We start from the raw sequence: 24,394 nt of genomic DNA on the forward strand, positions 1-24,394 counted from the left end.
CGTCAGCATTTTGGCCGTTGATCGGGTATTCGCTTCAACCCTCATGCAAGCCAAGGATTTCTTCCATCTCGCCAGCCTGCGCTACGGCAAACAGCTGGGTCAGGGCCTTACTCCCGCCTTTGAAACCCGCCTGGTCAGCCCCGACGGGCAATCGGTGCGCAGCTTCAGCGATGTGATCATGCCGGTAGACGGCGGCCTCGAAAACGCCGACATCATCGTACTCCCCGCCTTCTGGGACGATTTCGATTCACTCTGCCAACGCTACCCCCAAGTGCTGCCGTGGCTACGCGAACAACACGCCCGTGGCGCAGTGCTCTGCGGCGAAGCCACCGGGGTGTTCTGGCTCGCCGAAGCCGGGCTGCTCGATGGCAAGGAAGCGACCACCTACTGGCGCTTCTTCAACGCCTTCAGCGAACGCTTTCCCAAGGTGCAACTGAACCAGGACAAGCACCTGACCGACGCCGACAACCTCTACTGCGCCGGCGGCACCACCTCGGCTTGCGACCTCTACATCTACCTGATCGAGCGTTTCTGCGGCGCCAACATCGCTCAGGCCGTGGCCCGCGACATCCTGTATGAAGTGCAACGCAACTACGCCCCCGGGCGCATCGGTTTTGGCGGCCAGAAGCTGCACCAGGACGTGATCATCCTGCAGATCCAGCATTGGCTCGAAGAGCACTTCGCCGACAAGTTCCGCTTCGAAGACGTGGCCCGGGAACACGGCATGAGCATTCGCAACTTCATGCGCCGCTTCCAGACCGCCACGGGTGACAAGCCGCTGCATTACCTGCAACGGTTGCGCATCGAAACTGCCAAGGGTTTGCTGTCGGGCAGCCGCAAAAGTATCAAGACCATCAGTTACGAAGTGGGTTACGACGACGCGAGCTTCTTTGCGCGGCTGTTCCGGCAACACACCGAGTTGTCACCCAACCAGTACCGCCAGCAATTCCAGCAGGCCGCGTAACCAAAGGGTATACACAGTAAAAATGTGGGAGCTGGCTTGCCTGCGATGGCGGCGTGCCAGGCGCCAGATGCATTAGCTGACAGACCGCTATCGCGGGCAAGCCCGGCTCCCACAGTTGATTTCTGTCGATCTGGAAATTTTGCATAAAAAAGGCCCGCATCGCTGCGGGCCTTTTTCATTTCAAGCACATCACTTACGGCTTGTGCGCCCGCGACAGGAACTCGTGGGACTGCATTTCCAGCAAGCGGCTCAAGGTGCGCTGGAATTCAAAGTTCAAGCGACCGCCGGTGTAGAGGTCCTTGAGCTCGACTTCGGCCGAGATGATCAGCTTGACGTTACGGTCGTAGAACTCGTCGACCATATTGATAAAGCGCCGCGCGATATCGTCGGTGGTGACGGTCATCTGCTCAACGCCGCTCAAGATCACCGCGTGGAAGATCTTGCCCAGTTCGATGTAGTCGTTCTGGCTGCGAGGGCCGTCGCACAATTCGCGAAAATCGAACCAGGCCACGTCATCGCAGGTGCGCAGCGCGATGATTTCGCGGTTTTCGATGATCAACTTATCGTTTTCGACCGCCTGGGTGCATTCCGGCGTCAGCGCGCGGAAGCTTTTGCGCAGGCTTTCCTGGGCCGCTTCATTGAGCGGGAAGTGAAACAGTTCGGCTTGCTCAAGGTGACGCAGGCGATAGTCGACACCGCTGTCGACGTTGACGATGTCGGTGTTCTGCTTGATCAGCGCGATGGCCGGCAGGAAGCGCGCACGTTGCAAGCCGTCCTTGTACAGACCGTCGGGCACGATGTTCGAGGTGGCGACCAGGGTCACGCCGTTCTTGAACAGCTCTTCCATCAGGGTGCCGAGGATCATCGCGTCGGTGATGTCAGACACGAAGAACTCATCGAAACAGATCACCCGCGCTTCATCGGAGAAGCGCTTGGCGATGATGGTCAGCGGGTTCTTTTCGCCCGGCAGGGTCTTCATCTCTTCGTGCACGCGCTTCATGAAGCGGTGGAAGTGAGTGCGGACCTTTTCCTTGAACGGCAGCGCTTCGAAGAAGGTATCGACCAGGTATGTCTTGCCTCGGCCGACGCCACCCCAGAAGTACAAACCCTTGACCGGCGTGTGGTCTTTCTTGCCAAACAACTTGCTGAACATGCCCGGCTTGGTCTGCGAGGCCTGGACCAGATCGTCGTACAGGCGCTGCAAATGGCGCACCGCAGTTTCCTGGGCAGCGTCATGGAAGAAGTCGGGGCGTTTCAGATCAGCTTGATATCGTTCTAGGGGCGTCATATTCGTTAGCAAGGCAACAAAAACGGGCCGCCACTGTAACGACGGCCCTGAAGAATGGCAATCAACCCTTGGTCGGGTTAATCCTCGATTGGGGTCAACGCAACGCGCAAGGCTTCGATCGCCGCATCGCGCGAGGCGCTGTCGGCGAATGCCGGGCTATCGGCAACGGCCGCGCCTTCCAGCCATACGCTGAAGCTCAGGGCTTCACTGCGTACATCCAGCGCCTGGCCCGATTGCAGTTGCTTGGTCACAGCGCCTGCGGTTTTACCGTCGGCAAAGTTGCGCGACAGCAGCAATTGCTCGCCTTCGGCCGCCAGCAAACGGAAGCGGAAGCTGCCATCGTCTTCGCGGAAGCTGACAAAGCGCGCGGCTTTGGCGGCTTTTTTCTTGGTGGTGGCAGCCACGGCGGTTTGGTTGACGAACGAACGCAGGCCCACGGCTTCACGCAGCTCGGCCAGGAACGGGGCAGCCACGGCACGGGCTTTCGTGGCGCCGACCAACAGCAGGTCTTCCATATCGGATGGGCGCGACATCAGTTGGTGATAACGCTCGCGCGCTTCCCCCAATTGGCCGTCCAGCAGCTGGAACAGACGGTTCTTCGCCTCGCCCCAGCCCAGGCCTTGCAGCAATTCGCCGCGGAATTCTTCTTCCTGAGCCTTGGTGGCAAACGCCTGGTACAGGGTGAACAGGTGCGAATTGTCCGGATCCTTCGCTTCGCCCGGCGCGCGGGAGTCGGTGACGATCCGCGAGATCGCCTCCTTCATGTCCTTGGCGCTGGTGAACAACGGGATGGTGTTGTCGTAGCTTTTCGACATCTTGCGGCCATCCAGGCCCGGCAAGGTGGCGACGCTTTCTTCGATCAACGCCTCGGGCATGGTGAAGAATTCTTTACCGTTGCCAAACAGGTGGTTGAAACGCTGGCCGATATCACGGGCCATTTCCACGTGCTGGATCTGGTCACGACCGACCGGGACTTTATGCGCGTTGAACATCAGGATGTCCGCCGCCATCAGCACCGGGTAGCTGTACAGGCCCATGGTGATGCCCGCATCCGGGTCTTCGCCGTTTTCCAGGTTCTTGTCCACCGAGGCCTTGTAGGCGTGTGCACGGTTGAGAAGGCCCTTGGCCGCCACACAGGTCAGCAGCCAGGTCAGTTCGGGAATTTCCGGGATGTCGGACTGGCGATAGAACGTCACCCGGTTCACATCCAGGCCACCGGCCAGCCAGGTCGCGGCGATTTCCATGCGCGAGCGCTGGATGCGCTGCGGGTCATCGCACTTGATCAGGGCGTGGTAGTCGGCCAGGAAGTAGAAGGAATCGGCGTTGGCGTCCTGGCTGGCAAGGATCGCCGGGCGAATCGCCCCGGCGTAGTTGCCCAGGTGCGGCGTGCCGGTGGTGGTGATGCCGGTGAGGATGCGGGTACGGGTCGTCATGGGTGATCGCTTGTCATCAATTCGAAAGACGTGGCAGCACAAGATCCTTGAGATCGGTCAGCTTGCCATGAAAAAAGTGTCCGCATTCTGCCACTTTCAGCAGCGTATGGGGGCGATTCAGGGCGGCGGACCAGTCGTAGACGAGCTGTGGGTCGACCACTTCGTCGGTTTCCGGCTGGATTACGGTCAATGGGCAGCCTTGTGGCAGCACGTCGTTATCGCGCAGGCGCATCACGGCCGCGGCCACCATGAACAGGTGCGCGAGTTTTTCGCCCTTGGCTTCCAGGCGGCCACCGAGGGTGGCTGCAACGAACCCGCCGAAGGAGAACCCCAGCAGGGTGATCGGCAGGTCGGGATGTTTTTCACGCAGCCAGGTGGCTGCTGCTTCGGCGTCGTCGACTTCGCCGGTGCCCATATCGTGCGTACCGGCGCTGGCGCCGACACCCCGATAATTGAAACGTAACGTGATCAAGCCGGCATCGCGCGCCGTGCGTTGCAGGGTCGATACGACTTTGTTGAGCATCGTGCCGCCCTGCACCGGATTAGGGTGACAGATCAGCGCCAGGCCACGTGGCTCGGGGTGATCCAGATACAGGGCTTCCAGTTGGCCTACCGGGCCATCGATCAAAACGGGGGTTTCACGCATGAGCAAGGAAGGAACTCCGTGACCTCTCAAGGGGTCGACTCGTCTAGCTAAAAGTCTGTGCATGGCATCATTGCGAGCTTAATCGCGGTATACAGCGCAGGTCCGAGCCGTTAACGTAAAGCAAAGCCGTTTATAGAGGAAGGACTCGTGGAACACTCGCTCTTAGTTTGGTTGTTGCCGACTCTCGCCTTGGTTGCCGGTGTCGCGATTGGATTTCTGGTTGCCCGCCTGCTGCCGAATGCCGCGCCTAACCGCACGCAGCGTCAGCTGGATGACATTCAGGAACGTTTTGACAGTTACCAGAACGAAGTTGTTACCCACTTCAACAGCACCGCGACCCTGGTGAAAAAGCTCACTCAGAGTTATCAGGAAGTACAGGATCATCTCGCCGAGGGTGCCAACCGCCTGGCCCTGGACGACATCACCCGCCAGCGCCTGCTGGCCGCGCTGCATTCCGATGCACCGCAAGCGCCACGGGAGCGGCTGACCCCGCCTCGGGAAAATCAGGAACCGCCACGGGACTACGCGCCAAAAACGCCGAACGCCCCGGGGATGTTGGATGAGCATTACGGCTTGAAGAAGTAATACGTTTTCGAGCGACACTGAAAAGCCCGGCTGATCGATGATCAGCCGGGCTTTTTTTGTTTGGCTTCGCTGGATGGAGTGAGTACATATCCGTTGATGGGGTCAGGGCTGCTATTGGTTCCGCTCTTACAGCGGGTCACTTTTGAAAGGAGCCCAAAAGTAACCAAAAGGCTCTTGCCCCACCACTCGGCACCTCGCTTAGGCTCGGTGTGCCCTCAGCTCCGGCATTACTACGCGGGCCGCCGCGACGGGGCGTCCCTGCCCCGTCGCGGCTAAACCGGCGTCCTGCCGGTTTACCCGCTCCGTAATACCTGCGTTCGGCCAGCGTGGTTGACGGGGCGCCTAAGATCAAGATCACAAGCAGATCAAGAACACAGCGGCCTACAGGCCGGCTTGAGTGTTAAAAGCAACAGCAAAAATCAAAGGCCGGCACGCCCGGTTCAAATGTAGGAGCTGGCTTGCCTGCGATGGCATCGCCGGGGTGTGTCTGAAAAACCGAGTTGTCTGCATCGCCGGCAAGCCAGCTCCTACAGAAAAGCGGCTCTGCTTTCGCTCTGGCTTTTAACACTCAGGTCGGCTTTCAGGCCGCCGTGCTCGGCGGTTCAAATGTGGGAGCTGGCTTACCTGCGATAGCATCGCCGCGGAGTGTCTGAAAAACCGAGTTGCCTGCATCGCCGGCAAGCCAGCTCCTACAGCTTTTGATCTGGCTTTTAACACTCAGGTCGGCTTTCAGGCCGCCGTGCTCGGCGGTTCAAATGTGGGAGCTGGCTTGCCTGCGATGGCATCGCCGCGGAGTGTCTGAAAAACCGAGTTGTCTGCATCGCCAGCAAGCCAGCTCCTACAGCTTTTGATCTGGCTTTTAACACTCAGGTCGGCTTTCAGGCCGCCGTGCTCGGCGGTTCAAACGTGGGAGCTGGCTTGCCTGCGATGGCATCGCCGCGGGGTGTCTGAAAAACCGAGTTGCCTGCATCGCCGGCAAGCCAGCTCCTACAGCTTTTGATCTGGCTTTTAACACTCAGGTCGGCTTTCAGGCCGCCGTGCTCGGCGGTTCAAATGTGGGAGCTGGCTTGCCTGCGATGGCATCGCCGCGGGGTGTCTGAAAAACCGAGTTGTCTGCATCGCCGGCAAGCCAGCTCCTACAGCTTTTGAGCTGGCTTTTAACACTCAGGTCGGCTTTCAGGCCGCCGTGCTCTTGCTTTTGATCTTGATCTGCGGGCCCCGTCAACCACGATGGCCGCAAGCAGGCACGGTGGAGCGGGTAAATCGGCAAGGATGCCGATTTAGCCGCGCCGGGCCATGGATGGCCCGTCGCGGCGGCCCGCGGAACCGGGCCGGAGTGCGGGCATGCCGAGCCCAAGCGAGGCACCGAGTGGTGGGGCAAAGACCTTTTGGTTACTTTTGGGGCGTTTGCCAAAAGTGACCCGCTGTAAGAGCGGAACCCTAAGCCGCCGTTACCGAAGAAACGGATATGCCCCAAAGACTCAAACCAGCACCTGCTCCACCAACTGACCGTTCTCGATCCGCACATGCCGCCCATGGAAACGCTTGAGGCTGCTGCGATGCCCAACGCTGACAATGCTCAAACCCGGCAACTCATCGATCAACGCCTGATACAGCGCCGCCTCGTCCTCTTCGTCCATCGCCGACGTGGCCTCATCCATGTACAGCCATTGCGGTTCAAACAACAACGCCCGGGCAAACGCCAAACGCTGCTGCTCACCCGGCGACAACATCCGCTGCCAGTGGTTAGCTTCGTCCAACCGCGGAATCAGATGCGCCAGGCGGCAGGTTTCCAGCACCTGTGCATAACGTTCCGCCGGGTAGGCGCCCTCCTCCTGTGGATAACTCAACACACCGCGCAACGTGCCAATCGGCAAATACGGCTTCTGCGGCAGGAACAGATAACGCTCGGCCGGCAAACGAATGTTGCCATGCCCGTTTGGCCACAAATTGCCCATGGCCCGCAGCAAAGTTGATTTGCCGCTGCCGGAACGACCGCTGACCATCAGGCGCTCACCTTCGGCGACGGTCAGGTTGGCGCCGTCAAGCAGGTGCCGACCATCCGCCAAGTCCAGATTGAGGTTGCTCACCTGCAAATCACCGCCTTGGCGTTGCAACTCGATGCCCATGTTGCGGCCTTCGTTGTCTTCCATCGCCTGGCCAAAACTCAGCAAACGATCACACGTAGCACGCCAACTGGCCAACACGGTGTACGCATCCACAAACCAGCTCAGGCTGCCCTGCACACTGCCAAACGCACTGGCGACCTGCATCAATACACCCAGCTCTATCTGCCCGGAAAAATAGCGCGGCGCAGCCACCACAAACGGGAAGATGATCGCGATCTGCGAGTAACCACTGGTGAAAAAATTCAGGCGCTTCTTGAGCTGCATGATGCTCCAGAAGTTGCTCCACACCCGCCCGAAACGCGTACTCAGTTGCTGGTGTTCATTAGGCTCGCCATTGAACAGCGCGATGCTCTCGGCGTTCTCCCGCACCCGCACCAGGCTGAAACGCAAGTCGGCCTCAAAGCGCTGTTGACGGTTACTCAAGCTGATCAATTTTCGACCAATCAAGTGAGTCAACCAACTGCCCAGCACGGCATACACCAGCGCCGCCCAGAACATGTAGCCGGGAATCGTGATGCCCCACACTTCGATGCTGCCGGACACGCCCCACAAAATCACCGAGAACGACACCAGGCTCACCAGGTTGCTGATAAAGCCCAGCCCCAGGCTCAGGGTGCTGCTGGTGAACGCGTTGAGGTCTTCGGAGATACGCTGGTCGGGGTTATCGGTGTAGCCGCCGTATTCCAGGTGGTAGTAGTTCTTCTGGCTCAACCACTTGGCGAAATAGGTTTCGGTCAGCCAGCGCCGCCAGCGGATGGTGAGCATCTGTTGCAAATAGGAGGTGAACACGCCAGTCACAATCGCCACCACGGCAATCACGCTGAAGTACATCAGCAAGTGGGTGAAGGCGTCGTAGTCCTTCTTTTCCAGGGCGTTATAGAAGTCGCGGTTCCAGCTGTTGAACCATACCGACACCGCCACGCTGAACAGCGACAAGCCCAGCACCACCAGCAGCAACAGCCTGGCCTGGCCCTTCTCTTCGCTGCGCCAGTAAGGGGTGATCAGCGCCCATACTTTCCTTAAAAATTGCCCACGCACCGCGTCGTTGACCGCGGAATACTCAGCGTTCTGATTCATTGTTCAGGCTCGGTAGGAAATAAAGAACAGGCGTCGGATCGATCATAGCTGATCGATCCGGGGCTCCGTGCAGCCTGAAGCAGGTTGTTCAGTCGCCGTTCAACGTCGGACCGGGCGCTTTTGCAACTTGCGCTGCAGCGTCCGGCGATGCATGCCCAGGGCGCGGGCAGTGGCGGAGATGTTGCCTTCGTGCTCGGTCAGCACGCGCTGGATGTGTTCCCACTGTAGGCGGTCCACCGACATCGGGTTTTCCGGCACCAGGGTGTCGAGGTCGGCGTGCTCGGAAAGCAGGGCCGCCAGCACGTCGTCGGCGTCTGCCGGCTTGCACAGGTAATTGCAGGCGCCCCGCTTGATCGCCTCGACAGCGGTGGCAATGCTCGAATAGCCGGTGAGGATCACCACGCGCATTTCCGGGTCCAGCTCCAGCAGCTTGGGCAACAGCACCAGGCCGGAGTCGCCGTCCATTTTCAGGTCCAGGGCGGCGTATTCCGGCAGGTCGGCCGTGGCGATGGCCAGGCCTTCTTCGGCGGAGCCTGCGGTACTCACGCGAAAGCCGCGACGGCTCATGGCGCGGGCCATCACGCGGGTAAAGGTGGCGTCGTCATCTACCAGCAGCAGGTGCGGCAGTTCTTCGCCTTCGACTTGGATCTCGTCACTCATCGATGTCTCCTCGTGCGACACGGGGCAGGCGCAGCTCGGTGAGCGTGCCGCCTTCCTCATGACTATAGAGTTTCACTGAGCCACCCGCGCGGGTCACGCTGGCCTTGCTCAAAAACAGGCCCAGGCCGAAGCCTTTGCCCTTGGTGGTAAAGAATGGCTTGCCGATCTGCTCGGCAATCGCCAGCGGTACACCGGCACCATGGTCGCGAATGCTGATGGTGAGGTCTTCCGCGTCCCAGTTCAGCGTCACTTCCAACCCTTCCGGGCAGGCATCGGCGGCGTTGTTCAGCAGGTTCAGCAGCGCCTGGGTCAGGTCCGGCGGCGGCGCCATGCGCGGCACCGCGCCCTGGCCCAGCAGGTGGAAACGGTAACTGGCTTCGGGACGCATCAGATGCCAGCGGTTCAGGGCTTCGTCCAGCCACTGGGTCACGTCTTGCATCTCCACGGCCAGGCGGCGATTGGCCTCGGCGGCGCGCACCAGTTGCTGCAAGGTCAGCTTGCACTGCTTGACCTGTTCCTGCAGCACACTCAGGTCATCTTGCAGGGCCGGGTCGTGGTGGTCCTGGGTCATTTCCTTGAGCAATACGCTCATGGTCGCCAGCGGCGTGCCCAATTCATGGGCCGCGCCGGCCGCCTGGGTGGCGACGGCCAATAACTGTTGGTCGCGCAGCCCCTCTTCACGGCGAATGGCGCGCAGTTCTTCCTGGCGGCGCAGCTCTTCGGCCATCCGCGCGGCAAAGAAGGTGATGACCGCCGCCGACAGGGCGAAGCTCAACCACATGCCGTAGATCTGCAGGTTTTCGCGGGCGATGGGGAAGGTCTGCAACGGGTAGAACTGCGCCAACAGCAAGGTGTACAGGGTCAGGGCGATACCCGACAGCACCACCGAATAACGCCACGGCAAGGTAACTGCGGCAATGGTCAGCGGCACCAGGTAATAGGACACGAAAGGGTTGGTGGAACCGCCCGAAAAGTACAGCAACACACTGTGGATAAACAGGTCGCAGGCCAGTTGCAGGGCGTATTCCAGCTCGGTCACAGGCCACGTGGTGCGCAGCCGGATAACGGTAAACACGCACAGCACCGTGGAGAAACCGAGGGTCACGGCCAACTGCAACCAAGGCAATGGCAACAGTTTGAACCAATAGGCAAGCCCCACCGAACCGGCCTGTGCGGCCAGCACCAGGGTGCGGATAAACGTCAGGCGCCAAAGGTTCTGGCGGGTGGCGGAAGTCAGTTTTACGGCGGCGAGCATGAGCTCTCCCGATGAGCGCTGCAGGCGGATCGCACGGAGTATAAACGAAGCGACTGCCCTGGCACGGCGTGTGTGGCTCTTTGACGCAGGGGTCAGGAACATGACCGTTCGTCGGCAACTGCCAACTTGTAGCGATTGTGTAAACCCGAAGAACTGAAACCTTGCGTCTACAGTCTTACCGAACACGAACATCTCAAGGAGCTTCCATGTCACGTTTCATTCGCAGTGCTGCCGTTATCACCCTCGGCGCCGCCACCCTCGCCAGCCTGCCTGCCATGGCCGCTGATGAACTGCATTACAACCAGATTGCCCTGCGTGCCGAAGTCAGCCAGGAAGTGGCGCGCGACCAGATGATCGTCACCCTGTACACCGAGTCGCAGAACACCGACCCGGCCAAGCTGGCCGCCGAAATCACCACCACCATGAACAAGGCGCTGGCCCAGGCCCGCGAAGTCAAAGGCGTGACCTTGCGCCAGGGCAGCCGCAACAGCTACCCGATCTACGACAACAAGAACCAGAAAATCACCGGCTGGCGTGAACGCGCTGAACTACGCATGGAAAGTGCTGACTTTGCCGCACTGTCCAAACTCACCGGCGACATGCTGACCAACCTGAAAATGGACAGCATGGACTTCGCCATCGCCAACCCGACCCGCAAGGCCAGCGAAGATGCGTTGCTCAAGGAAGCCGTCACCGCGTTCAAGGCCCGCGCACAACTGGCCACCGAGGCACTGGGCGGCAAGGGCTACAAGATCGTTAACTTGAACTTCAATACCAACGGTTACCCGCAACCGTATGCCCGCGGCGGGATGATGATGAAAGCCGCGGCGATGGATTCGGCACCGACGCCGGAAGTCGAGGCAGGTACCAGCCAGGTCAATATGACCGCTGATGGTGTAATCGAAGTCCAGATGCCCTGATCAAGCAGTACCTGGATTGCAATGACGCTGCCTACGGGCAGCGTTTTTTTTGCCTGTATGAAACCGCACCGCCCCACCCACGAAACTTCGGGCAGGCACGGTTTTTTAGGAGTGACAACACATCCTGCAATTGACTACTGACTGCACTACGGAATCGATATCCGTTTTCCGACACCTATGTATACCCCCCACGCTGACAGGGATTGCTCTGCGGGTATGTGTCCTAACCACTATCGAGTACCGCAACCATGTCCCATCATTTGTCCCCGTCCATGCTGAACGTAAATAGCCATTCCTCGCCGCAAACAGCTTTAATGACGGCGCTCCCCAATCCACCTTCCAGCGCCCACAACACGCAGGCCTCTGCACCGGCGCAACCGCGACACGTTGAGGCGCCGGCGCCAGGCGACTCCGCCCTGCTCCAGGCGTACATCGCGGCAATACAGCGCAAGGTCGAGGGTCATCCGCCCGGTTTTATCAAGGTGGCGGCCGATACGGTGTTGGGCCAATGGCTTGAACTGCATCGCTCGCAACTTGAACACCCGATTATCCAGGGTTGGATGCGCGAGCAAAAAATTGACCCCTCCAGCCTGACGATTGTCCCGTCCACCGGCGCCATGTCTGCCAAAGTCGACGGTACGAAGAAAGACTTCTCTCTCACCGACGGCACTGGCTGGGGACAAGTTTCAGGGCCACTGCTTGCGTCCGGCAAAGTCATTGCCCCCCGCGCCGCCCAGGAGTTACGCATACGCTCTGGCGAAAATACCGTGGACGTCTCCGTGAAGGTGGTCGCAGGTTTCTATGGCATGCCCCTCCCCGCCAACCTGGCTGAGGGCAGGGCGCAAATCCGTCGACTCGATCAGAACAACTCTTTCGATGTCATTGCCCCAAACGACCCCCTGCGGCCTGCCAACCTGCGCTCGGCGCAGGCCCTGGAAATACAGAAGGCTGATGCCGGGCAATCTTATCTAGCCGCACCGCAAAAGTTGGCCTTTGCCCGCCTGACGAGCGAGGTGGCAACGGCTTACCCGAATGTGCACAACGAAGCCAAAAAATGGGCTGGGGAGTTGATCGAAAAAGAGACCGGCCAGAAACACGTAGACCCCGACAGCCTGTATTTCAATCGCTTCCGTCACACCCAAAATGCCTCGCCCGGCACGGCGACCGGCGCGATGCACATGGATGAAGAACCGTTTTATTCCAAACGCCTTCCGGACGCGTTACTGGATAATTTCTCGGAACATGACCAAATCCCCGGCCAACTTGACGCCGAAGCCGGGATCTACAAGGTCGGACGCGGAGACAGCACCAAGGGCGGTTACGGTGCCCACAATCAGTTTCCCCTGGCCCCTTCGACGCTGATGCACGGCAGTTGGAAAACTGACTTCCAGGCGCGCATGAGTGCAAAAATAGACGATTTCTGGAGCGCCAAGGGCGCAGATTACCGCACGGCCTTGAAAGGGCAGTTTATTCAACAGGCACGCGAGCAACTGAGCGCGAATGACACCAGGCCCGCCCTCGAAAAGAAGCTGATGCCGGCCGAACACCAGTTCACCCGGGATGACTATCGACTGGTGATGAAGGCAGCCTCCAATGTTCCCGAGGATGAAAACGCACCGCTGACCGTCGCCCAGCTGCAGGCAGACGCACCGGCCAAACACCAGTTGCGGGCCTATTCGTTTGACATCAATGGCTGGGGCTCCAGCGACATTATCCGGTTCGCGGCCCTGGATGATGGGCAGTACAACTATCAAAACAACCGGCGTGACGGTACGCAAATTCTCTACATCCCAGGTGCCACGCCGGCATTCCTGAAGTTTGCGTCCCTGGACAAGATGGACGAATGGGTGGTTGAGCAAGCCAAGGACCCGAAAAAACGCGAGGCGCTCGCTTCGCACTTCTCCCTGTACAACCGCCAGGATGGCGGCGTGTTCGGAAAATTCGGTGTCGACTCCTCGCTCGATCACTTGGGCAATGGTGATTGGTCACAGATGGAAGGCGAAACCATTGATCGCAACTATGTGCGCATCGAAGGTGATGTTTTCAGCCAAATGCGTGACCAGACGAAGGAACGGATGATCAGCGATGCGGACATCGCGATTAAATCCAACAGCGAGGTAACCCGAGACACCTGGCTCAATAACATATGCGCCGCTGCGAAGTTGGTCGCGCCCATGGCGCCAATCGCTGCGCCCGTCGCCGCCATAGCCGCTGTGCTCGGTGTCACGGAACTGGCATTGGGTGCGGAAAAAGCCGCCTCGGGCGACAACCAGGCAGAACGCAGCGACGGCGCCTGGAAAGCCTTCGATGGCGCGCTTAACACGCTGTTCTCGGCTGGCGGCGCCAGCGGGAAGGTCGAAGACCCGTTTGCAGCACCGGGCGAGAACGCAGCGACGTTACCCGGCCAGGCAACCCCCATCAACACGCTGCAAGAGGGCCGTACAGGCCGTGGCTTGCCTGATCGGCTACAGCCTTCGCAGGCCGGCACTATCAGTGGCCATGCGGTAGCAGACGGTGATCATTTAATTGCCACTGGCACACCCAACGCCAAGGGCATTTATCAGGTCAAGGACGGTAACGGCGCCGACCAGTGGTTAATCCGGCACACCGACGACACAGGCGTCAGCAAGGTGTACGAGATCAGGGGGGATTTCAAACTCAGTGACAACTACGTGCAGATTATTGACCCCATTACCCGCAAACCCGTGATGACGGTGAACCATGCCCGCGACGGTGAATGGGTGCGGTCAACTGGCAAGGGCGGATGGCCGTGGAACCGCAGTTCGTCTTCGTCGTCCTCGATCGAACAGAGGCCTCCTTCACCCATCGCGAAAAATTTCGAGGTGAACGGGCTGGAAACCAAGGGAGCCGAAAAGATTGATGAATATTTGCGGTTTGATGAAAACGTCAAATATGAGCATTCCGTTCAAAACACCCAACAAGTGAACGGGGTGGTCACCGAAAAAAAATTCCAGGTTTCCTGGGCGCTGGAAGAAGAAAACTTCACGGTCCTGGACGCCGAAAAAGCCAGGCCCAGCCCATTAGGCACAGGCGACTACTCGGACAGCTTTGTAAAAGACATTCACCGTTTCGACTACTTGGTGATCAACAAAGCAAAACCCGGGCTCGGCAAAATGCTCAGTAGCGCTGCCACTACCGAGGATGGGCTTAAAGCGGGAAGGCTGCAGCAATTCGAAGAGATAGTTCCCAACCCATTGATGCGCGCGCGTATCTCTGAAGTCGCCCACCAAGGCTCTCTGGCACCCGCCACCCAGTACATAAACGGGGGGGATTCCGGGCTCAAGGACGGGTATTACCTCAGCGGAGGAGAGACCAGGTTCACTATCGAATACGACCCCATTGATAACAGCGCGCAGGTCAGCGTTGTTTCCAAAAACCCTGTTTCGAATCCCGACCAGGATCTGATGAAGGTGCCTGGCGTCGAGATCACGACCAGACGCACCTTTACCATAAGGGAGAGCAATGAAATCGGCACGGACAGCAATCCCTACATTATCGAGAAGCACGCACCCAGCAGTGTTCAACTGTCCGTTGTAACCGATGTTTAAAACGCGCAGTTGCCAATAGAGGGCTAACAGGCACAGCGCCTGGCCCCCTGCCCTCTACCTGATAAACCTGAACGGCGGTAACCTCGGTGACCGCCGTTTTCGTTTGCGCAGCGTTCACCTGCCACTTCAGGGGTCTCCATGGAAAGAATCACCTTAAAACCGCTGCTCCTTGCCGCCGGCCTGCTGGCGTTTCTGCCGATGGCCCAGGCGGCCAGCACCCTGGTCTATTGCTCCGAAGCCAGCCCCGCCGGTTTCGACCCAAGCCAGTACACCAGCGGCACCGACTTTGACGCGTCCGCCGAAACCGTGTTCAACCGCCTGACCCAGTTCAAGCGCGGCGGCACAGAAGTCGAACCCGGCCTGGCAACCCGCTGGGACGTATCCACAGACGGGCTGACGTATACCTTCCACCTGCGGGACGGCGTCAAGTTCCACACCACCGACTACTTCACCCCCACCCGCGACTTCAACGCCGACGATGTGCTGTTCACCTTCCAGCGCCTGCTGGATCCCGAGAACCCGTTTCGTAAAGCCTACCCGTCGGAATCGCCCTACTTCACCGACATGGGATTGAACACCACGATAAAAAGCGTCGAAAAACTCGACGAGCACACCGTGCGCTTCAACCTCAATAACGTTGACGCCTCCTTCGTGCAAAACCTGGCCATGAGCTTCGCCTCGGTGCAATCCGCCGAATACGCCGCGCAGTTGCTCAAGGAAGGCAAGGCCGCCGACATCAACCAGAAGCCGGTGGGCACCGGGCCGTTCGTGTTCAAGCGTTACCAGAAGGATTCGCAGATTCGCTACAGCGCCAACACCCAGTATTGGAAGCCTGAGGATGTGAAGCTCGACAACCTGGTGTTCTCGATCACCCCGGATGCCGCCGTGCGCCTGCAAAAGCTCAAGGCCGGTGAATGCCAGGTGAGCGGTTACCCGCGACCTTCCGACATCGACGTGATGAAACAGGACCCCAACCTGCGGGTGCTTCAGCAGGCCGGTTTCAACCTGGGCTTTCTCGCCTACAACGTGACCCACCCGCCGCTGGACCAGCTCAAGGTGCGCCAGGCCCTGGACATGGCCATCGACAAGCCGGCCATCATCAAAGCGGTGTACCAAAGCGCCGGGCAATTGGCGCAGAACGCATTACCGCCAGCGCAGTGGTCTTATGACCCCACCATCAAGGACGCGCCCTACGATCCGGCCAAGGCTCGGGCGCTACTAAAAGAAGCAGGGGTTGCACCAGGTACCACCATCAACCTGTGGGCGATGACAGTTCAACGCGCGTCCAACCCCAACGCCCGAATGTCGGCCCAGATGATCCAGCAGGATTGGGACAAGATCGGCATCAAGGCCAATATCGTCAGCTATGAGTGGGGCGAGTACATCAAACGCGCCAAGGCCGGCGAGCATGACGTGATGATCTACGGCTGGACGGGCGACAACGGTGACCCGGATAACTGGCTCGGCGTGCTCTACAGTTGTGCTGCGGTGAAGGGCAGCAACTACGCGAAATGGTGTAACCCGGCGTACGACAAGCTGGTGCAGGAAGCGAAGGTCAGCAGCGACCGCGAGCAGCGGATCAAGTGGTATCAACAGGCACAAAAAATCCTTAAGGAACAGGTACCTATAACGCCTATCGCGAACTCGACGGTTTTCCAGCCACTTCGAAAGGAAGTGCAGGATTTCAAGATCAGCCCGTTTGGGCTTACCCCCTTCTATGGCGTCAGTCTGAATAAGTAACAGCTCTGCCCCAACCGAGTGCGCCAGACGCCTCGGCTGGGCATTTGTGGTGCGCTCACTGCACCGAAAAAACCCTTCAAAAGTGCGTAAATGTGTCTGAACTTACACATATGCGACATTCGTGTACGTTCGTACCACTGTTTAGCCGTTGTAGGCTCTCAACATCTTGCAATGGGTATGGCCCCTGCATAAGTATCCGCAGGTCGACTCACGAGGTCGCCCTCACTACCAAAAATGACAACAAATCATGAGGCCAACATGCTTAAACACGCAGTCATTCCGTTATTAGTCAGCGCCGGTTTAATGGCTGCTGCACCTTTCGCCCAAGCGGCGAGCAATCTGGTGTTCTGCTCCGAAGGGAGCCCGGCCGGTTTTGACCCAGGCCAGTACACCACCGGAACAGACTTCGATGCTTCGGCCGAAACCATGTTCAACCGTCTGACCCAGTTTGAGCGCGGCGGCACCGCCGTGATTCCTGGGCTGGCCACTACCTGGGACGTTTCCCCGGATGGCCTGACGTACACCTTCCACCTTCGTGAAGGCGTCAAGTTCCACACCACCCCGTACTTCAAGCCAACTCGTGAATTCACGGCTGACGACGTACTGTTCACTTTCAACCGGATGATCAATAAAGACGATCCATTCCGTAAAGCCTACCCAACCGAGTTCCCGTACTTCACGGACATGGGTATGGACACCAACATCAAGAACATCGAGAAAGTCGATGCCCACACCGTCAAGTTCACCCTTGGCACTGTGGACGCCGCCTTTATCCAGAACCTGGCCATGAGCTTCGCCTCCATCCAGTCGGCTGAATACGCCGCCCAGCTGTTGAAGGAAGGCAAGGCCCAGGACATCAACCAGAAGCCAATCGGCACTGGTCCGTTCGTGTTCAAGAGCTACCAGAAAGACTCCAACATCCGCTACACCGGCAACAAGGATTACTGGAACCCTTCCGATGTGAAGATCGACAACCTGATCTTCGCCATCACCACCGACCCGTCGGTGCGTATCCAGAAGCTGAAGAAAAACGAATGCCAGGTCACCCTGTTCCCGCGTCCAGCCGACCTCAAGGCGCTGGGTGAAGACAAGGACCTGAAACTGCCGCACCAGGCCGGTTTCAACCTGGGCTACATCGCCTACAACGTGATGCCGGTGCTCAAGGGCCAGACCGCGCCTAACCCGCTGTCGGACATCCGGGTGCGTGAAGCCCTGGACATGTCGGTGAACAAGCAGCAGATCATCGACTCGGTTTACCAGGGCGCAGGCCAACTGGCTGTCAACGCCATGCCGCCAACCCAGTGGTCGTACGACACCACCATCAAGGATGCTCCGCACGACGTGGCCAAGGCCAAGGAACTGCTCAAGAAAGCCGGCGTTAAAGAAGGCACCGAGATCACCCTGTGGGCCATGCCGGTTCAACGCCCGTACAACCCGAATGCCAAGCTGATGGCCGAGATGCTGCAGAACGACTGGAAACAGATCGGCCTGAAAGTGAACATCGTCAGCTACGAGTGGGGCGAGTACATCAAGCGCTCCAAAGGCGGCGAGAACCAGGCCATGATCATTGGCTGGAGCGGCGACAATGGTGACCCGGACAACTGGCTGAACGTGCTGTTCGGCTGCGATTCCCTGGCCGGCAACAACTTCTCCAAGTGGTGCGACAAGAAATTCGACGGCATCGTGAAAGAAGCCAAGGCGACTTCCGACGTAGCCAAACGCACCGAGCTGTACAAGCAGGCGCAACATATCCTCAAAGATGCAGTCCCGATGACACCTATCGCGCACTCGACGGTGTATCAACCCATGCGCAACAACGTGCAGGACTTCAAGATCAGCCCATTTGGCTTGAACTCCTTCTACGGCGTGAGCGTAAGCGGCAAGTAAAGATCTCTGGCGGCGACGTTTCATAAGGTCGCCGTTATTGCATCCGCCAAGACCGTAGGAAACAGACCACATTCGCACTAGCTGCCGTCCTACGGCCGTTAACTGCGAATTGCGGCTCCGTTGCCTACAAGGTCTGTCAGATTCGTTGCATTTACTGCCAGGCTCCCGACTCATAACGTCGTGGTACGGCAGAAGCATCGTCTCTGTATGGCAACTGCCGTTGTGGGATCAGTGATGTCGCAAGGCCCAGGCCTTGCGATTGCTCACTGACGAAAACAACAAACAAGGATTGGGATTGTCATGCGCCATACCACCGTTCTATCCGCGATATTCGGCACCAGCCTGTTGGCTGTGGCCTCGATGGGCCAGGCAGCCGATAAAAAGAGCCTTGTGTTTTGCTCCGAAGGCAGCCCGGCTGGCTTCGACACTGCTCAATACACGGCGGCCACCGACAACGACGCTGCCGAGCCTATCTACAACCGCCTGGCCGAGTTCGAAAAAGGCGCGACCAATGTCGTACCGGGCCTGGCAACCAGTTGGGATATTTCCGAAGACGGCCTGACCTACACCTTCCACCTGCGTGAAGGGGTGAAATTCCACAGCAACAAAGACTTCAAGCCCACGCGTGATTTCGACGCCGACGACGTGCTGTTCACCTTCAATCGCATGCTTGACCCCGAACACCCGTTCCGCAAGGCCTACCCCACCGAGTTCCCGTACTTCAACGGGATGAGCCTGAACAAGAATATCGCGAAGGTCGAGAAAACCGGCCCGCACACCGTGGTGATGACCCTCAATACGGTCGACGCCGCGTTTATCCAGAACATCGCCATGAGCTTCGCCTCGATCCTGTCGGCTGAATACGCCGACCACCTGCTCAAGGCGGGCAAGCCCAGCGACATCAACCAGAAGCCGATCGGCACCGGGCCGTTCGTATTCCAGCGCTACCAGAAAGACTCGCAGATTCGCTACACCGGCAACAAACAGTACTGGGACCCGAGCCGCGTGAAGCTCGACCAACTGATTTTTGCGATCAACACCGACGCCTCGGTGCGGGTGCAAAAGCTCAAGGCCGGCGAATGCCAGATCACCCTGCACCCACGCCCGGCCGACGTCGAAGCCCTGAAAGCCGACCCGAAGCTGCAACTGCTGACCAAGCCAGGCTTCAACCTCGGCTACATCGCCTATAACGTGCGGCACAAGCCATTTGACCAGCTCGAGGTGCGCCAGGCCCTGGACATGGCGGTGAACAAGCAGAGCATTCTCAACGCCGTGTACCAGGGCGCGGGGCAACTGGCGGTCAACGCCATGCCGCCGACCCAATGGTCTTACGACGACACCATCAAGGACGCCGCCTATAACCCGGAAAAAGCCAAGCAATTGCTCAAGGCTGCCGGCGTGAAGGAAGGCACCGAGATCACCCTGTGGGCGATGCCGGTGCAACGGCCGTACAACCCCAACGCCAAGCTGATGGCAGAAATGCTGCAAAGCGATTGGGCCAAGATTGGCCTCAAGGTCAAGATCGTCAGCTATGAATGGGGCGAATACATCAAGCGCACCAAGAATGGCGAGCACGACATCAGCCTGATCGGCTGGACCGGCGACAACGGTGACCCGGACAACTGGCTCGGCACCCTCTACAGCTGCGACGCCATCGGCGGGAACAACTACTCGATGTGGTGTGACCCGGCGTACGACAAGCTGATCAAGCAAGCCAAGGTCGTGACCGACCGCGAACAAAGGACTGTTCTGTACAAACAGGCGCAGCAACTGCTTAAAACACAGGTGCCCATCACGCCAGTCGCCCACTCGACGGTCAACCAGCCGTTAAGCGCCAAAGTCGAAGGTTTTAAAGTGAGCCCCTTCGGCCGCAACGTGTTCTCGGGCGTCAGCATTACCCCATAAAAAAATAACCGGATTGCGCAGGGTGAGAATTCACCTTGCTGCAAACGTGCAGCCTTATTTCGGCTTTTAGCCAAGGGCAAACGTTTGCAAAGGCTTGAACGAGTTACACACCCAATAGCCGGTTCACCTAAAAAGACCGGCATTAAAAAGAGAACCAAAGGAGCTTCACCCATGAAACTGAGCAGCACCGCGCTACTGGCCCTGGCCATCAGCAGCATCACGGCCACGGCCTACGCTGAACCTGCAAGCCAGGACTTCGTTCCAACCACATTGGCCGGCACCAGCGCCCAAAGCGAGGCCAAAGGCTTTATCGATGGATTCAGCCTGGGCGGTACAACCCGTAACTGGTTCTCCAACGAACAACGCTTCCGCGGCAGCAAGTTCACCTACCAGAAGCACGGCGAAGCCCGTACTGACAATTACCGTACCAACTGGGTGCAAGGTACTATCCTCAACGCTACCTCGGGCTTCACCCAAGGCACCGTGGGCGTGAGCACTGAAGTGGCGGTCTACAACGCTGTGGTCCTGGACCGTAGCAAGCGCGACATCAAGGGCGGTTCCAACCGTACCCTGGCCGACTCCGACGGCGACGCTGTAGACCAGTGGAGCAAACTGGGCCTGGCCAACGTCAAGTTGCGTGTCTCGAACACCACCTTGACCGCCGGTCGCCAGAACTTCAGCAGCGGCATCATCGACACCATCGGTAACCGTGCGCTGCCTTCGAGCTTTGAAGGTGTGAGCTTCAACAGCGAAGAGTTCAGCAACCTGTCGTTCCAGGGCGGCGTGTTTGACCGCGTTTCGCCACGGACCGAGCAGAGCCTGTCGAAATTTCGCAGTGAATATGGCAATGGCCGCCAGGAAACCGACAAGGTCAACACCTTTGGCGTCAACTACCAGCCATTCAAGAGCCTGAAGACCAGCCTGTTTGCCGCTAACGTGGAAGACTTCTGGAACCAGTACTACTTCGGCGCTACCCACGAGCTGGGTGACAGCCAGACCCTGTCGCTGACCACTGGCCTGAACTACTACAAGACCGTCGACGAAGGCAAAAAGTTGATGGGCAAGATCGACAACGACACCTACTCGCTGTCGTTCGGCCTGACCCACCAGGCTCACAGCCTGACCTTCTCGTACCAAGCTGTGAACGGTGACGAGTACTTCGACTACCTGCACGAAACCAACGGCATCTACCTGGCCAACTCCCTGACGTCCGACTTTAACGGTCCGAACGAGAAGTCCTTCCAGATTGCCTATGGCATCAACATGGCCGAATACGGCGTGCCGGGCCTGAAGTTCAACATCTACTCGGCTCGCGGCTGGGGCATCGACGGCACTCACTACACCGGCGACGGCGGCCGTGCTGGCTTTGCTTACAACGGCATTCAGGCCCAAGACGGCGAAAAACACCAGGAATACGGTGTAGGCGCGGCTTACGCGGTCCAAAGCGGCCCGCTCAAGGCCACTACCTTCCGTGGTACCTACGTGACTCACCGCGCCAGCGAAAACCAGGCTGACGGCAACCTGCGTGAGTTCCGCCTGGTGACCACCATCCCGTTCAACATCCTTTAACTAGCGCCAGGTCGGCGGCGGGCTCAGGACGAGCCCGCCGCCTACGCTTGTCTGGTCCAATCGATTGCAGAGGGCTCTTAGATGAAAATGCTCCCGTTACAAGCTGCCATTGCCGCTGCGCTGTTGAGCGTCGCCGTCGGCATCTCGGCCAAACCGCTGGTCGTCTGCACCGAAGCCAGCCCGGAAGGCTTCGATCCGGTCCTGTACACCACGGCCGTCACCGCTGACGCCGCGGCTGAAACCATCTTCAACCGCCTGGTGGACTTCAAGCCCGGCACCACCGAAGTGATCCCGGCGCTCGCCAAGGATCTGCCGCAAATCAGCGCCGATGGCCTGACCTACACTTTTCACCTGCGTGACGACATCAAGTTCCACACCACCGACTACTTCAAACCCACGCGCAACATGAACGCCGACGACGTGCTTTGGAGCTTCCAGCGCCAGCTGGACCCGAATCACCCGTGGCACAACAAGTCCAACGTGGGCTACCCGTACTTTGAAAGCATGGGCTTCAAGGAACTGCTCAAGAGCGTAGAGAAGACTGACGAGCATACTGTTGTCTTCACCCTGACCCGTCCTGAAGCACCGTTCCTGTCCGACCTGGCCATGGCGTTTTCCTCGATTCACTCCGCCGAATACGCCGACCAGTTGCTCAAGTCCGGCAAGACCGATGACCTGAACGCCAAGCCTATCGGCACCGGCCCGTTCATCTTCACTCGCTACGCCAAAGACGCCCAAGTGCGCTTCAAGGCCAACCCGGACTACTTCCGTGGCAAGCCACCGGCTGATCCGTTGATCCTGGCCATCACTACTGACAACAACGTGCGCCTGCAAAAACTCAAGGCCAACGAATGCCAGATCGCGCTGTATCCGAAACCGGATGACGTGCCGAGCATGAAGGCTGACCCGAACCTGAAGGTGGCGGAACTGGCCGCGATGACCACCGCCTACACCGCCTTGAACACGACCCACAAGTACATGAGCGACGCGCGGGTGCGTCACGCGATCAACATCGCGTTCGACAAGAAAGGCTACAACGAGTCCCTGTACGGCAAAGGCAACGCGATCGACGCCACCGGCCCGTACCCGCCCACGCTGCTGGGTTTCAGCGACAAGCTGAAAAACCCGCCCCGTGACCTCGACAAGGCCCGCGCCCTGCTCAAGGAAGCCGGCGTACCGGAAGGCACCGAGATCACCCTGTTCACCCGTAACGGCGGCGGCCCGACCAACCCCAACCCAATGCTCGGCGCCCAGCGCATGCAGGCGGATTTGGCGCAAATCGGCCTGAAAGTGAACATCAAGGTCATGGAATGGGGCGAAATGCTCAAACGCGCCAAGAATGGCGAACATGACATGGTCTCTGCCGGCTGGGCGGGGGATAACGGGGACCCGGATAACTTCCTTACCCCGAACTTGAGTTGCGATGCAGCGAAAAACGGCGAAAACTACGCCCGCTGGTGTAACAAAGAGTTTCAAGACTTGATCGACAAGGCGCGCGCTATCGCTGAACCCACCCAGCGCGCTGCACTCTATGAACAAGCCATGGACGTTTTCGACAAGGACCAACCATGGATTCCCATGGCTTACCCGAAAATGTTCACCGCCATGCGCAAGAACGTCGAAGGCTTTACCCAAAGCCCTCTGACTACAAATAACTTCGCCACCACCCAGGTGAAGTAAATAAGAGAAACGCTCGGCACCGTCGACATTGACGGTGCCGAACCTGCCTAACCGGCTGATTGAGGTACACAACAAGATGTTTAGTTTTATTGCCCGCCGACTGGGGTTATTGATCCCCACGTTTTTCGGCATCACGTTGCTGACGTTTGCGTTGATTCGCATGATCCCCGGCGACCCCGTCGAAGTCATGATGGGCGAACGACGAGTCGACCCCGAGATGCACGCACAGGCAATGGAACGCCTTGGCCTTAACAAGCCGCTGTACGCGCAATACTTTGACTATGTAGGCAAGCTCGCCCATGGCGACCTCGGCGAATCGCTGCGCACACGCACCAGCGTGTGGACCGAATTCACCGCCCTCTTCCCTGCGACCCTGGAACTGTCCATGGCCGCCCTGTTGTTCGCCGGTATTCTGGGCCTGTTGGCCGGGGTGATCGCGGCCTTGAAACGAGGATCCCTGTTCGACCATGGGGTGATGGGCATCTCCCTGGCGGGATATTCGATGCCGATCTTCTGGTGGGGCCTGATCCTGATCATGTTCTTCTCGGTAAGCCTGGGCTGGACGCCAGTCTCCGGACGGATCGACCTGCTCTACGACATCGAGCCGCGCACCGGCTTCATGCTGATCGACACCCTGCTGGCAGACGAGCCGGACGCGTTCTGGGATGCGTTGCACCACCTGATCCTGCCGGCCATCGTGCTTGGCACCATCCCGCTGGCCGTTATCGCGCGGATGACCCGTTCGTCGATGCTCGAAGTACTGCGCGAAGACTACATCCGCACCGCTAAGGCCAAAGGCCTGTCGCCGGCGCGCGTGGTATTCGTTCACGGCCTGCGTAACGCATTGATCCCGGTTCTCACCGTCGTCGGCCTGCAAGTCGGCACGTTGCTGGCCGGTGCTGTGTTGACCGAAACCATCTTCTCGTGGCCCGGCATCGGCAAATGGCTGATCGAAGCCATTGGCGCACGGGATTATCCCGTGGTGCAAAACGGCATCCTGTTAATCGCCTGCCTGGTGATCCTGGTGAACTTCGTAGTGGACATCCTCTACGGCTTCGCCAACCCACGCATCCGTCACCAGCGCTGA

Annotated in this window: 16 protein-coding genes; 10 read left to right on the forward strand and 6 right to left on the reverse strand. The window is 58.9% G+C overall.

All coding sequences use genetic code 11. The annotated features are described in order from the left end of the window. Positions 1–43: 43 nt before the first annotated feature. Entirely contained in the window at positions 44–964 is a 921-nt protein-coding gene (locus tag RGV33_RS27810) for a GlxA family transcriptional regulator (RefSeq protein ID WP_176438669.1), read from the forward strand. A 193-nt stretch (positions 965–1,157) separates the two neighbouring features. Here the strand turns inward: RGV33_RS27810 and zapE are convergent, their stop codons facing one another. The 3 genes from zapE to RGV33_RS27825 all read right to left on the reverse strand — a co-directional run bounded on the left by zapE (position 1,158) and on the right by RGV33_RS27825 (position 4,331). Beyond that, the gene (gene zapE, locus RGV33_RS27815; RefSeq protein WP_322147524.1) at positions 1,158–2,252 is read right to left on the reverse strand and encodes a cell division protein ZapE; all 1,095 of its coding nucleotides are present in this window, start codon (positions 2,250–2,252) and stop codon (positions 1,158–1,160) included. A gap of 77 nt (positions 2,253–2,329) precedes the next feature. Next, positions 2,330–3,685, reverse strand: a complete 1,356-nt coding sequence (locus tag RGV33_RS27820) for a tryptophan--tRNA ligase (RefSeq protein ID WP_322147525.1) — start codon at positions 3,683–3,685, stop codon at positions 2,330–2,332. A 16-nt stretch (positions 3,686–3,701) separates the two neighbouring features. After that, positions 3,702–4,331 carry an alpha/beta hydrolase gene (locus RGV33_RS27825; protein WP_322147526.1) on the reverse strand — a complete coding sequence of 210 codons (630 nt, stop codon included), beginning with the start codon at positions 4,329–4,331 and terminating at the stop codon, positions 3,702–3,704. Positions 4,332–4,478: 147 nt separating this feature from the next. On the opposite strand from RGV33_RS27825, the gene RGV33_RS27830 reads away from it, so the two are divergent. Next, the gene (locus RGV33_RS27830; protein ID WP_010170781.1) at positions 4,479–4,916 is read left to right on the forward strand and encodes a YhcB family protein; all 438 of its coding nucleotides are present in this window, start codon (positions 4,479–4,481) and stop codon (positions 4,914–4,916) included. Positions 4,917–6,397: 1,481 nt separating this feature from the next. On the opposite strand, the gene RGV33_RS27835 is transcribed toward RGV33_RS27830, so the two are convergent. From RGV33_RS27835 to RGV33_RS27845, 3 genes are all read right to left on the reverse strand, one after another. Then, a complete protein-coding gene (locus RGV33_RS27835) occupies positions 6,398–8,122 on the reverse strand; it encodes an ABC transporter ATP-binding protein/permease (RefSeq protein ID WP_322147527.1) in 1,725 nt (574 codons plus the stop codon). Positions 8,123–8,221: 99 nt separating this feature from the next. Continuing rightward, positions 8,222–8,782 carry a response regulator transcription factor gene (locus RGV33_RS27840; protein ID WP_003216016.1) on the reverse strand — a complete coding sequence of 187 codons (561 nt, stop codon included), beginning with the start codon at positions 8,780–8,782 and terminating at the stop codon, positions 8,222–8,224. Beyond that, on the reverse strand, positions 8,775–10,037 hold the full coding sequence (locus RGV33_RS27845; protein WP_322147528.1) for an ATP-binding protein: 1,263 nt from the start codon (positions 10,035–10,037) through the stop codon (positions 8,775–8,777). Before RGV33_RS27845 ends, RGV33_RS27840 begins: the two co-directional genes overlap by 8 nt. A gap of 206 nt (positions 10,038–10,243) precedes the next feature. Between RGV33_RS27845 and RGV33_RS27850 the strand changes: the two genes are divergently transcribed. The 8 genes from RGV33_RS27850 to RGV33_RS27885 all read left to right on the forward strand — a co-directional run bounded on the left by RGV33_RS27850 (position 10,244) and on the right by RGV33_RS27885 (position 24,394). Continuing rightward, a complete protein-coding gene (locus RGV33_RS27850) occupies positions 10,244–10,957 on the forward strand; it encodes an SIMPL domain-containing protein (RefSeq protein WP_322147529.1) in 714 nt (237 codons plus the stop codon). 248 nt (positions 10,958–11,205) lie between these two features. After that, a complete protein-coding gene (locus tag RGV33_RS27855) occupies positions 11,206–14,526 on the forward strand; it encodes a dermonecrotic toxin domain-containing protein (protein WP_322147530.1) in 3,321 nt (1,106 codons plus the stop codon). Positions 14,527–14,664: 138 nt separating this feature from the next. Further along, on the forward strand, positions 14,665–16,266 hold the full coding sequence (locus RGV33_RS27860) for an ABC transporter substrate-binding protein (RefSeq protein ID WP_322147531.1): 1,602 nt from the start codon (positions 14,665–14,667) through the stop codon (positions 16,264–16,266). Between the two features lie 258 nt (positions 16,267–16,524). After that, complete coding sequence (locus RGV33_RS27865) at positions 16,525–18,153, forward strand: ABC transporter substrate-binding protein (protein ID WP_322147532.1); 1,629 nt, start codon at positions 16,525–16,527, stop codon at positions 18,151–18,153. Between the two features lie 360 nt (positions 18,154–18,513). After that, a complete protein-coding gene (locus RGV33_RS27870) occupies positions 18,514–20,058 on the forward strand; it encodes an ABC transporter substrate-binding protein (protein WP_416152141.1) in 1,545 nt (514 codons plus the stop codon). A gap of 171 nt (positions 20,059–20,229) precedes the next feature. Beyond that, complete coding sequence (locus RGV33_RS27875) at positions 20,230–21,627, forward strand: OprD family porin (protein ID WP_322147534.1); 1,398 nt, start codon at positions 20,230–20,232, stop codon at positions 21,625–21,627. Between the two features lie 81 nt (positions 21,628–21,708). Then, on the forward strand, positions 21,709–23,307 hold the full coding sequence (locus RGV33_RS27880; RefSeq protein ID WP_322147535.1) for an ABC transporter substrate-binding protein: 1,599 nt from the start codon (positions 21,709–21,711) through the stop codon (positions 23,305–23,307). Positions 23,308–23,383: 76 nt separating this feature from the next. Beyond that, a complete protein-coding gene (locus tag RGV33_RS27885) occupies positions 23,384–24,394 on the forward strand; it encodes an ABC transporter permease subunit (RefSeq protein WP_056859204.1) in 1,011 nt (336 codons plus the stop codon).

Source organism: Pseudomonas sp. Bout1, assembly GCF_034314165.1.
Classification (GTDB): domain Bacteria; phylum Pseudomonadota; class Gammaproteobacteria; order Pseudomonadales; family Pseudomonadaceae; genus Aquipseudomonas.

Bases quoted from the DNA above. Each gene is read 5' to 3' on its own strand.
- RGV33_RS27810 (WP_176438669.1), top strand. From the start codon at position 44: ATGCAAGCCAAGGATTTCTTCCATCTCGCCAGCCTGCGCTACGGCAAA.
- zapE (WP_322147524.1), bottom strand. From the start codon at position 2,252: ATGACGCCCCTAGAACGATATCAAGCTGATCTGAAACGCCCCGACTTC.
- RGV33_RS27820 (WP_322147525.1), bottom strand. From the start codon at position 3,685: ATGACGACCCGTACCCGCATCCTCACCGGCATCACCACCACCGGCACG.
- RGV33_RS27825 (WP_322147526.1), bottom strand. From the start codon at position 4,331: ATGCGTGAAACCCCCGTTTTGATCGATGGCCCGGTAGGCCAACTGGAA.
- RGV33_RS27835 (WP_322147527.1), bottom strand. From the start codon at position 8,122: ATGAATCAGAACGCTGAGTATTCCGCGGTCAACGACGCGGTGCGTGGG.
- RGV33_RS27840 (WP_003216016.1), bottom strand. From the start codon at position 8,782: ATGAGTGACGAGATCCAAGTCGAAGGCGAAGAACTGCCGCACCTGCTG.
- RGV33_RS27845 (WP_322147528.1), bottom strand. From the start codon at position 10,037: ATGCTCGCCGCCGTAAAACTGACTTCCGCCACCCGCCAGAACCTTTGG.
- RGV33_RS27850 (WP_322147529.1), top strand. From the start codon at position 10,244: ATGTCACGTTTCATTCGCAGTGCTGCCGTTATCACCCTCGGCGCCGCC.
- RGV33_RS27855 (WP_322147530.1), top strand. From the start codon at position 11,206: ATGTCCCATCATTTGTCCCCGTCCATGCTGAACGTAAATAGCCATTCC.
- RGV33_RS27860 (WP_322147531.1), top strand. From the start codon at position 14,665: ATGGAAAGAATCACCTTAAAACCGCTGCTCCTTGCCGCCGGCCTGCTG.
- RGV33_RS27865 (WP_322147532.1), top strand. From the start codon at position 16,525: ATGCTTAAACACGCAGTCATTCCGTTATTAGTCAGCGCCGGTTTAATG.
- RGV33_RS27870 (WP_416152141.1), top strand. From the start codon at position 18,514: ATGGGCCAGGCAGCCGATAAAAAGAGCCTTGTGTTTTGCTCCGAAGGC.
- RGV33_RS27875 (WP_322147534.1), top strand. From the start codon at position 20,230: ATGAAACTGAGCAGCACCGCGCTACTGGCCCTGGCCATCAGCAGCATC.
- RGV33_RS27880 (WP_322147535.1), top strand. From the start codon at position 21,709: ATGAAAATGCTCCCGTTACAAGCTGCCATTGCCGCTGCGCTGTTGAGC.
- RGV33_RS27885 (WP_056859204.1), top strand. From the start codon at position 23,384: ATGTTTAGTTTTATTGCCCGCCGACTGGGGTTATTGATCCCCACGTTT.